Genomic DNA, 10,443 nt, shown 5'->3' with positions numbered 1-10,443 from the left:
ACCCGTTCGCCACTAATCCAAACCAGCAAGCTGGTCCTTCATCGTTCGACTTGCATGTGTTAAGCACGCCGCCAGCGTTCGTCCTGAGCCAGGATCAAACTCTCCGCAAAAAAATACAAAAAATTCAAACCATGGCTAAAAAATCGATCAAGAGCAAAAATGCTACAAAAACGATCAAAACCAACATACAATTGGCATCAATCACTCGACACGCTGTTGAGTTCTCAAAAAACGACCGCTCCGAAGAGTTCCGCAGCTTTATCAAGCTGTTTCGCTCTGGGCGACTTCTTAAAACTTACATCCTCTTCGATCATCTTCCAAATCGGCGTGATCCGGATGATTTCGGGCAGCACAATGACCGCTCGAATATGATCGGTTCGGATGGATTTGTCGCAATCGGGACCGGCCATCCGGATCTCTCCGGCTTGTCCGTGCCTCCCGGGCAACGAAGTTCAACGTTACAGGCAGCAGGTCCGACCTGCCAAATCCGCTCCGCTGAACCGGGCGGCTGCCCTGCCGGAGGTCTCTCTCCCGCGAAAGCAGCGGATGTCAACTATACAGATCCCGCAACCCTCTGCCAAGCCGTGAGACCGTGACCTCGGTCACGCCCGCCGGGCGGCGGCCAGGTGCTTGCGACCGCGCTTTACGATCGCCACCTGGTCGTGCAGGAACGCGTCCTCGCCCAGCGTCGCCTCCGGGTCGGTCACCTTCTCGTTGTTCACCGAGATGCCGCCGTCCCCGATGAGCCGCCGGGCACTGTTGCGGGAGTCTGCGATCCCCAGCGCGATCAGCACCTCGACGATGTCGGTGCCCGGTGCGACGGGTGCCCCCGGCAGCTCGGCGGTCGCGTCGGTGAGCGTCTGCGGGTCGAGCCCGGAGACATCGCCCTTGCCGAACAACGCCTCGGATGCGGCCTCCACCGCCGCCGTCGCCTCGGCGCCGTGGACCAGGGTCGTCACCGATTCGGCGAGTGCTTTCTGCCCGGCGCGCCGGAACGGCTCCTCCTCGACCTGACGGGCGAACTCGGCGATCTGCTCCTGGTCGAAGTCGGTGAAGACGCGCAACTTGTTGACGACTTCGGCGTCCTCGATGTTGATCCAGAACTGGTAGAAGGCGTATGGCGACATCAGGTCGCGGTTGAGCCAGAGCGCGTTGCCCTCCGACTTGCCGTACTTGCGGCCGTTCGCGTCGGTGATGAGCGGCGTCGTCATGGCGTGCACCGAGACCCCCTCGGCGGAGTGGATCAGGTCGACGCCGGCGAGCAGGTTGCCCCACTGGTCGCTGCCGCCGAGCTGCAGCGTGACGCCCTCGTCACGGTAGAGGTGCAGGTAGTCCAGCCCCTGCAGGATCTGGTAACTGAACTCGGTGTAGCTGATCCCCTGGTCGCTGTTCAGCCGACGGGACACCGCATCCTTCTTGATCATCGCGTTGACCCGGAAGTGCTTGCCGTAGTCACGCAGGAAGTCCAGCGCGGAAATCGGCTCGGTCCAGTCGAGGTTGTTGACCATCGTGGCCGGGTTGTCGCCGGTGAAGTCGAGCAGTGCCTCGGCCTGGGTGCGGATCGAAGCCACCGCCTCCGCGACCGCTTCCTTGCTGCGCAGCACGCGCTCGGAGTCGGGTTTGGGATCGCCGATCAGCCCGGTGGATCCACCGACCAGCGCGATCACCCGGTGACCGGCCTGCTGCATCTTGCGGGCGACGATCAGCTGCACGAGGTTGCCGATGTGCAACGACTCGGCGGAGGGGTCGAACCCGACATACATGGTGAGTTTCCCGTCGGCGAGTGCCTCGCGCAGCGCGGCCTCGTCGGTGGTCTGTGCCACCAGCCCGCGCCACTGCAGCTCGTCGAAGATGTTGCTCACGTCGTTGTCCGTCCTCGTCGTTCGTCGTCACGGCGCCGGTCGGCGCCGGGTCAAGCCTGCCGTATCAGCCGGCGCGGCGGCGACGGGGTTTCGCCGGCCGGTACGGCGACACGGTCGGGTCACCGTCGATCCAGAAGCGCCACGGGTAGGTTTCCCCGTCGCCGCCGGGTCCGCTCACCCCGACGCGCGGACCGGTGCGCACTAATTCCTGCGCGACCGGCTCCTGCCAGTGCAGGCGCACGGGGGCGCCTTGCGCGTGCAGGTCGACACCGTTGTCGGCCAACGTGATCCCGAGGGCGACCGTGAGCCGGGCCGGTCCGCGCGCGAGCTCCCGGTCCTTGTCGGTATGACGGCGCTCACGCGCGAGCTCGGCCCCGTCGATCACCTCACCCGCGCGGATCAGCACCGCACCCGCCTCTCCGGGCGCGGTGCAGACGTAGTTGCAGCAGGTGTGCATGCCATAGGTGAAGTAGCAGTAGAGATGGCCGGGCGGGCCGAACATCACCTCGTTGCGCGGGGTTCGCCCTCGGAAGGCGTGCGAGCCGGGGTCGGCCTCCCCGGCATACGCCTCGACCTCGGTGATCCGCAGGGTGACGCCACGACCGGTCAGGTGGGCGCCGAGCAGACGCCGGGCGGTGGTCCGCGAGTCAGCTGCGCTCATCGATCCAGGCGACGATGCGATCGGCGGCATCGGCCGGTGGCAGCGCGGTCGTGTCGAGTCGCAGCGCGTCGTCGGGCGCGGGCAGGCCGGGACGCCTGAGCGCGTCGGCCACCTTGGCCGGATCGCGCAACTTGTTACGAGCTCTCCGCTCCGGATGGTCGATCCGCCGATGGATCTCCGCAGCGTCACAGGTCAGCCAGACCGGGTGGAAGGAGGCGAGCCGGACGCGGGCGATGTCGCGAATCTCCTCCGCCGACCGACGGTCCGCCTCGGTGTCGACCAGCCAGTTGGTGAACACGTGCCGCACCACCCCAGGAGCTTCGACGACCGCCTCGTGCACGATGTGGCGCACCCGCTGGGCGTAGCCGAAGGCCGCCGGCGGCAGGTCACCGAAACCGTTCGCGCCGAGGGCCGTGAACACCGGATCGTTGATCAGGTGGTTGTCCATGAGTTGCGCACCCAAGCGCTTGGCGACCAGCGCCCCGATCGTCCGCTTCCCGCACGCGGGCGGCCCGACCAGCTGCACGATCATCGACACGGCCCGCAGTCTGACAGACCTCAGTCGACGCGCTGCGGGAAGTCGATCGCGGTGGCCGCCCAGGCGCGTGTCTCGGCGCTTGCGTCACGGGCCTGCTGCAGCTGCTCGGCCACCCGCACCGGCGCGGTGCCGCCGGTGGCGTCGCGGGAGGCGAGCGAGCCCTCGACGCTCAGCACGGAGCGCACGTCCGGGGTGAGCGCCGGGTTGATCGCGGCCAGGTCGTCGTCGGTGAGGTCCCACAGCTCGATGCCGCGGGACTCGCAGACCCGCACGCACTCCCCCGCGACCTCGTGCGCGACCCGGAACGGCACGCCCTGCCGCACCAGCCATTCCGCAATGTCGGTGGCGAGCGCAAACCCTTGCGGTGCAAGGGAACTCAGCCGATCGGGATGGAAGGTGAGAGTCGCGACCATGCCGGAGAAGGCCGGCAGCAGCAGCTCGAGGGTGTCGACGGCGTCGAACACCGGCTCCTTGTCCTCCTGCAGGTCCCGGTTGTAGGCCAGTGGCAGCGCCTTCAGTGTCGTCATCAGCCCGGCAAGGTCCCCGACCAGACGGCCCGCCTTGCCGCGGGCCAGCTCGGCGACGTCGGGGTTCTTCTTCTGCGGCATGATGCTCGACCCGGTGGAGAACGCGTCGTCGAGCGTGACGAACGAGAACTCCTTGGTCGCCCACAACACGACCTCCTCGGCGATGCGCGAGATGTCGACCGCCGACATCGCCGCGACGAAGGCGAACTCCGCGACGAAGTCCCGGCCCGCCGTGCCGTCGATCGAGTTGCGCACCGACCGGCTGAAGCCGAGGTCGGCGGCGACGGCAGCCGGATCGAGACCCAGCGAGGATCCCGCCAACGCACCTGCACCGTATGGCGATTCGTCGGTGCGCCGGTCCCAGTCCCGGAAGCGGTCGACGTCACGCAACAGCGCCCACGCATGGGCAAGCAGATGGTGGGCGAGCAGCACCGGCTGCGCGTGCTGCAGGTGCGTGCGTCCCGGCATCGGGACTTCCAGGTGGGCGGTTGCCTGGGCGATCAGCGCGTCGACGACGTCGAGCAGTTGCGCCGAGACCACGCGGGCGTGGTCGCGCAGATACATCCGGAACAGCGTGGCCACCTGGTCGTTCCGGGACCGGCCGGCCCGCAGCCGGCCGCCGACGTCCGCGCCGGCGCGCTCGATCAGGCCGCGCTCCAGCGCCGTGTGCACGTCCTCGTCGTCGTCCGCCGGCGCGAAGCTGCCGTCGCGCACGTCGGTCGCGAGCTGGTCGAGCGCGGCCGTCATCGCGGCGAGGCTCGCCTCGTCCAGCAGGCCTGCGGCATGGAGCACGCGTGCGTGCGCCTTGGAGCCTGCGATGTCGTAGGGCGCGAGCCGCCAGTCGAAGTGGGTGGACTTGGAAAGCGCCGCCAGCGCGTCGGCGGGGCCTCCGGCGAATCGCCCACCCCACAGGCTCAGCCGCTGCTCTGCTTCGGTCACTTGTCGCTCGCTCCTGTCGTTGGTCATTCGCCTGCCAGCTCCATCAGGAAGTCGCTCACGTCATCGGCGGCGCCCTCGGCGGTGATGAGCAGGATGGTGTCATCCCCGGCAATCGTGCCGAGCACGCCGTGCAACGCGGCGTGGTCGATGGCCGACGCCAGGAAGTTGGCCGCACCAGGGGGTGTGCGCAGCACCAGCTGGTTGCCGGAAACCGCTGCGCTGACGAGCAGTTCGCCGCAGATGCGCCGCAACCTGGCGTCCACCTCGTGGGGCGTTTCGCCGCCCACCGGCGCACGGTCGCCACCCTCACCCGGTATGGCGTAGACGAGCTGCCTCCCGTGGCGCACCTTGACCGCGCCGAGCTCCAGCAGGTCCCGCGACAGCGTCGCCTGCGTGACGTGAATGCCGTCCTGCTCCAGGTGGCGGGCCAGTGCGTTCTGCGAGGGCACCGCCTCCCGCGTGATGACGTCGACGATGCGTTGCTGTCGCGCGGTGCGCCCGCTCGCGACCGCACCGTCGTCCCGGTGTGCCCCGGCCCCGGTCATGCGCCCGCGCCGGCCTCGAGCAGGAACGCGAGCAGAGCCTTCTGGGCGTGCAGGCGGTTTTCGGCCTCGTCCCACACCGCCGACTGCGGGCCGTCGATCACGTCCGCGCTGATCTCGAAACCGCGGTAGGCCGGCAGGCAGTGCAGCACGATCGCGTCGTCCGCCGCCCGCCCGACCAGGTCGGAGTCCAGGGCGAACTCGGCGAACGGGCTCTGCGCACCCTTGCGGTCACCGGCCTCGGACTCCTGCCCCATCGAGACCCAGGTATCGGTGATCACCACGTCCGCGCCGTCCACCGCCGCCACCGGATCGTCGGTGACCTGCACCGAACCCCCTGTGCCGGCCGCGATGTCGCGGGCCGCGTCGACGATGTCTGCGCGCGGCTGGTGGCTGGACGGGGTGCCGATCCGCACGTGCATGCCGGCAGTCGCGCCACCGAGGAGGTAGGAGTGGGCCATGTTGTTGGCGCCGTCGCCGACATAGGTCATCGTCAGCCCGGCGAGCCGGCCCTTGTGCTCGGTGATCGTCAGCAGGTCGGCCAGGATCTGGCACGGGTGGAAGTCGTCGGTGAGCGCGTTGACCACGGGAACGCCCGAGTACGAAGCCATTTCGGCCAGGCGGTCCTGCTCGTAGGTGCGCCATACGATCGCCGCGACCTGACGCTCGATGACCCGGGTGACGTCGGCGATCGACTCACGGGTGCCGATCTGCGCGAGGTTGCCGTCGATCACCATCGGATGACCACCCAGCTCCGCCACGCCGACGCTGAACGACAACTGGGTGCGCAGCGTCGGCTTGTCGAAGATCAACGCGACACCGCGTGGACCGGCGAGCGGCCGGTCGGCGAAACGGTCGGCCTTCATCCGGGCCGCGCGTGCGAGGACCGCCTGCTGCTCCTGCGGGCTGAGGTCGTCGTCGCGGAGGAAGTGACGGGTCATGACGTGAGCGCTCCTTCGACGAAGGTCGGTAGTGCCTGCACGAAGCTGTCCAACTCATCCGCGCTCACGATGAGTGGCGGGGCGAGCCGAAGCGCTTCGGGGGCAACGGGGTTGACGATGAAGCCACCTTCTCGAGCGGCTGCCGCGACCGCCGCGCTGACCGGCCGGTCGAGCGTGATGGCGCGCAACAGCCCCTGACCACGCACGCCGGTGACGTGCGGGATACCGGCAGCGGCGACGGCCTGCTCCAGATGCCGTCCGGTGCTCTCGGCATGCTCGAGCAGTCCGCGCTCCTCGATCGTGTCGAGCATCGCGAGGCCGGCCGCGGACGCGAGCGGGTTGCCGCCGAAGGTCGAGCCGTGCTGGCCCGCGGTGAGTAGGCCGGAGACCTCCTCACCGAAGGTCACCAGTGCGCCGATCGGCACCCCGCCGCCGAGTCCCTTGGCGACGGTGATCGCGTCCGGCTGGATGCCGGCATGCTGGAAACCGAACCAGGCGCCGGTGCGCCCGATGCCCGTCTGGATCTCGTCGATGATCAGCAAAGCGCCTGCGGCAGTGGTGATCTCGCGTGCCGCGCGCAGGAAGTCCGGCGCCGGGCTGAGCACGCCCGCCTCGCCCTGCAGCGGCTCGAGGATGACGGCGGCGACGTCGTCGGCGACGGCTGCGCGGAGCGCGTCGACGTCGTCATACGGCACGTGCACGACACCGGGCAGCAACGGCTCGAACGGCTCGCGGTAGGCGGCCTTGTGGGTGAGCGCCAGCGCGCCCGTGGTGCGTCCGTGGAAGGCACCCTCGGCGGCCACGATGCCGGTGCGCCCGGTGCGGCGGGACAACTTGATCGCCGCCTCGATCGCCTCGGCACCCGAGTTGCCGAAGAAGACCTTCGAACCGGCGGGCGCACCGGCCACGCCCAGCAGCCGCTCGGCGAGCTGCACCTGCGCCCGGGAGGTGAAGAAGTTGGAGATGTGCACCGCCTCGGCGGCCTGCTTGGAGATCGCCGACACCACCGCCGGGTGACCGTGGCCGAGCGCGTTGACGGCGATGCCGCCGACCAGGTCGAGGTAACGGTTGCCGTCGACGTCCCACACATAGCAACCGTCACCGCGCTCGATCACCAGGCTCGGCGTGCCGAAAACACCCAGCAAACTGTCCGAATACCGCTGCAACCACTCGTTATTCGCGCTCATACTCATGCTCATGCTCATGCCTTCTGCCGCGCCTCTTTCCTCGGCTCCGGTCCTCGCTGCGCTGCGATCCTCACCTCGGTCGGCGCTCATGCTCGTGCCTCGTCCGGCACCACCATCGTGCCGATCCCCTCGTCGGTGAAGACCTCCAGCAGCAGCGAGTGCGGCGCGCGGCCGTCGATGACGTGCGCCTGCGGCACTCCCCCGCGGATCGCCCGCACGCACGCCTCGAGCTTGGGCACCATGCCGGAGTCGACCCGGGTCATCAACTGCTCGGCCTCGCTGACCGGCAGTGAGCTGAGCAGGCTCGCCCGGTCGGGCCAGTCCGCGTAGACACCCTCGACGTCGGTCAGCACCACCAGCTTGTGCGCGCCGAGCGCGACCGCGAGAGCGGAGGCGGCAGTGTCCGCGTTGACGTTGAGCACCTCACCCGGCGCATCCAGGTCGGGCGCCACCGAGGACACCACCGGGATCCGCCCGGCTGCCAACAGATCTCGCACGGCGGCCGGGTTGACCGTCGCGACATCGCCGACGTGCCCGATGTCGACCGTCTCGCCGTCGACCAGCGCGCCGCGGCGACGCGCCCCGAAGAGCGACGCGTCCTCACCGGACAGACCGACCGCGAGCGGGCCGTGATGGTTGATCAGTCCGACGAGCTCACGCGACACCTGACCGGTGAGCACCATCCGCACGACGTCCATCGCCTCGGGCGTGGTCACCCGCAGGCCGCCCTTGAACTCCGAGGCAATGCCGAGCCGGTCGAGCATCGCCTGGATTTGCGGGCCTCCGCCGTGCACGACGACCGGACGCAGGCCGGCATACCGCAGGAACGCGATGTCCTCGGCGAATGCGGCCTTCAGCCCGTCGTCGGTCATCGCGTTGCCGCCGTACTTCACCACCACGAGTGCGTCGCGGAAGCGCTCCAGCCACGGCAGCGCCTCGACGAGCGTGGCCGCTTTCCCGGCGGCGGTGGCGAGATCGGTCGGGATGCGGCGCCCGGTGTGCGGCGTGGTCACGTCGAGTACGCCGAGTTCTCGTGGACGTAGTCGTGGGTCAGGTCGTTGGTCCAGATCGTCGCCGTCTCCTCGCCTGCGTTCAGGTCGACCACGATCTGCACCTCGCGCGGCGCGAGGTCGACCAGCGACCGGTCCTCGCCGACGCCGCCGTCGCGGCATACCTGAATCCCGTTGATCGACACGGCAAGTCGCTGCGGTTCGAACTGCGCAGAGGTCGTGCCGACAGCCGCCAGGATGCGACCCCAGTTGGGGTCCTTGCCGAAGATCGCGCACTTGAAGAGGTTGTTGCGGGCGATCGCCCGGCCCACCTCCAGCGCGTCGTCGACGTCCGCCGCGCCGCGCACCTCGATCGCGATGTCGTGCGCGGCGCCTTCGGCGTCGCCGATCAGCTGCCGCGCCAGGTCGGCGCAGACCGCGGTCACGGCGGCACCGAACTCCTCATGGTTCGGGCGCACCCCTGAGGCGCCCGACGCCATGAGAAGCACGGTGTCGTTGGTGGACTGGCATCCGTCGGAGTCGATCCGGTCGAAGGTGAGCGCAGTGGCCGCCCGCAGCGCGTCACCGGCCTCCTCGGCATCGACCACCGCGTCGGTGGTCAGCACGACCAGCATCGTCGCGAGGGCCGGGGCGAGCATGCCCGCGCCCTTCGCCATGCCGCCGACCACCCAGCCGCCGCCGGCCGACGTCGCCTCCTTGGAGACGGTGTCGGTCGTCATGATCGCCTCGGCAGCGGCCGAACCGCCCTCTGCCGACGCGAGTTTCACCGCCTCGTCCACGCCCGCGAGCAACGTCGGCATCGGCAGCAGCTCGCCGATGAGGCCGGTCGAGCAGACGACCACGTCACCCGCGGAGACGCCGAGCGCCTCGGCCACGTGCTCGGCTGTGCGGTGTGTGTCGGCGAAACCCTGCGCGCCGGTGATCGCGTTGGCGCCGCCGGAGTTGAGGATCACCGCGTCCACCCGGCCGTCAGTGACCACCTGGCGCGACCAGGTGACCGGAGCCGCCTCGACGCGGTTGCTGGTGAAGACCGCGGCGGCCGCGTGGTCGGGGCCGTCGTTGACCACGATCGCGACGTCCTTGGTGCCACTCGGCTTCAGCCCGGCGGTGACGCCGGCGGCCCGAAACCCTTTGGCTGCAGTCACACTCACGGTGACACTCCTACCGTCGGAAGGCCGGCAGTCTCGTCGAGACCGAGCAGCAGGTTGAGGCACTGCACGGCACCGCCCGCGGTGCCTTTGGTCAGGTTGTCGATGGCCGCGACGACGATTACCCGGCCGACCCGCTCGTCGAGCGACACCTGCAGCTGCACGTTGTTCGAGCCGAGCACCGACGCCGTCGCAGGCCACTGCCCTTCGGGCAGCAGCTGCACGAACGCCTCTGCGCCGTAGGCCTTTTCGTAGCTCTCGCGCAGCGAAGCGGCGGACAGCCCGGGTGCGGCCGGAGCGGTGCACGTCGCGAGGATGCCGCGCGGCATCGGGGCGAGGGTCGGCGTGAAGGACACGGTCGCCGGTGCACCCGCAGCCCGCGCGAGGTTCTGCTCGATCTCGGGGGTATGACGGTGCACGCCGCCCACGCCATAGGGGCTCATCGAACCCATCACCTCCGAGCCGAGCAGATGAGGCTTCATCGCCTTGCCGGCGCCGGAGGTGCCGCTGGCCGCGACGATCACGATGTCGTCGAGCCCGATGAGGCCGGCCTGCGCCGCCGGCGCGAGCGCCAGCGAGCAAGCCGTCGGATAGCAGCCCGGGACGGCCACCCGGGTCTGCCCGGTGAGTTCGTCACGCTGCACCCCGCCGCCGGCGAGTCGCAACTCGGGCAGCCCGTATGCCCAGGTGCCGGCGTGCTCGCTGCCGTAGAACTCTTGCCACGCCGCCGCATCCGCCAGCCGGAAGTCGGCGCCACAGTCGAGAATGCGCACGTCAGAAGGCAATTCGGCGGCGAGCGCAGCCGAGGCGCCATGCGGCAGGGCCAGGAAGACCGCGTCGTGCCCGGACAGCGCGTCGGCCGTCGTCGGCTCGATCACACGATCGGCGAGCGGCGTCAGGTGCGGCTGATGCTCCCCGAGCCGGTCGCCGGCGGAGGCTCCCGCGGTGACCGCTCCCACGGTGACTTCCGGATGCGCCAGCAGCAGGCGCAGCGCCTCTCCACCGGCGTAACCGGTGGCGCCGGCTACCGCAACTGTGACCATGCGCATGAGTATACAGGGTGATGCATACTCATGCGACGAGCAGTC

Annotated in this window: 10 protein-coding genes and 1 rRNA gene; all 11 read right to left on the bottom strand. The window is 69.3% G+C overall.

The features are described 5' to 3' along the window. Positions 1-110, bottom strand: a 16S ribosomal RNA gene (locus tag HJ588_RS15470); the annotation flags it as partial. A 492-nt stretch (positions 111-602) separates the two neighbouring features. Beyond that, positions 603-1,862, bottom strand: a complete 1,260-nt coding sequence (gene tyrS, locus HJ588_RS15465) for a tyrosine--tRNA ligase (protein ID WP_171157142.1) — start codon at positions 1,860-1,862, stop codon at positions 603-605. Positions 1,863-1,926: 64 nt separating this feature from the next. Continuing rightward, positions 1,927-2,523: a DNA-3-methyladenine glycosylase gene (locus HJ588_RS15460; RefSeq protein WP_246242460.1), complete on the bottom strand. Its 597-nt coding sequence runs from the start codon at positions 2,521-2,523 to the stop codon at positions 1,927-1,929. Then, a complete protein-coding gene (locus HJ588_RS15455) occupies positions 2,510-3,061 on the bottom strand; it encodes a nucleoside/nucleotide kinase family protein (RefSeq protein ID WP_212755973.1) in 552 nt (183 codons plus the stop codon). The genes HJ588_RS15460 and HJ588_RS15455 overlap by 14 nt, the downstream gene beginning before the upstream one ends. 20 nt (positions 3,062-3,081) lie before the next feature. Further along, positions 3,082-4,527: an argininosuccinate lyase gene (gene argH, locus HJ588_RS15450; protein WP_343036753.1), complete on the bottom strand. Its 1,446-nt coding sequence runs from the start codon at positions 4,525-4,527 to the stop codon at positions 3,082-3,084. A 23-nt stretch (positions 4,528-4,550) separates the two neighbouring features. Further along, entirely contained in the window at positions 4,551-5,072 is a 522-nt protein-coding gene (locus tag HJ588_RS15445) for an arginine repressor (protein WP_171157136.1), read from the bottom strand. Beyond that, a complete protein-coding gene (argF, locus tag HJ588_RS15440; protein ID WP_171157133.1) occupies positions 5,069-6,010 on the bottom strand; it encodes an ornithine carbamoyltransferase in 942 nt (313 codons plus the stop codon). Before argF ends, HJ588_RS15445 begins: the two co-directional genes overlap by 4 nt. Further along, positions 6,007-7,197: an acetylornithine transaminase gene (locus HJ588_RS15435; protein ID WP_171157131.1), complete on the bottom strand. Its 1,191-nt coding sequence runs from the start codon at positions 7,195-7,197 to the stop codon at positions 6,007-6,009. Before HJ588_RS15435 ends, argF begins: the two co-directional genes overlap by 4 nt. 86 nt (positions 7,198-7,283) lie before the next feature. After that, positions 7,284-8,210 (bottom strand): acetylglutamate kinase, encoded by a 927-nt coding sequence (gene argB / locus HJ588_RS15430; RefSeq protein WP_171157129.1) that lies wholly within the window; start codon positions 8,208-8,210, stop codon positions 7,284-7,286. Beyond that, positions 8,207-9,358: a bifunctional glutamate N-acetyltransferase/amino-acid acetyltransferase ArgJ gene (gene argJ / locus HJ588_RS19555; RefSeq protein ID WP_171157127.1), complete on the bottom strand. Its 1,152-nt coding sequence runs from the start codon at positions 9,356-9,358 to the stop codon at positions 8,207-8,209. Before argJ ends, argB begins: the two co-directional genes overlap by 4 nt. Then, the gene (argC, locus tag HJ588_RS19550; protein ID WP_171157126.1) at positions 9,355-10,398 is read right to left on the bottom strand and encodes an N-acetyl-gamma-glutamyl-phosphate reductase; all 1,044 of its coding nucleotides are present in this window, start codon (positions 10,396-10,398) and stop codon (positions 9,355-9,357) included. Before argC ends, argJ begins: the two co-directional genes overlap by 4 nt. Positions 10,399-10,443: the final 45 nt, after the last annotated feature.

The organism is Flexivirga aerilata (assembly GCF_013002715.1).
Classification (GTDB): Bacteria; Actinomycetota; Actinomycetes; order Actinomycetales; family Dermatophilaceae; genus Flexivirga; species Flexivirga aerilata.
Note: the sequence above shows the minus strand (reverse complement) of the source record. Positions and strands in the feature narration are given on the sequence as shown.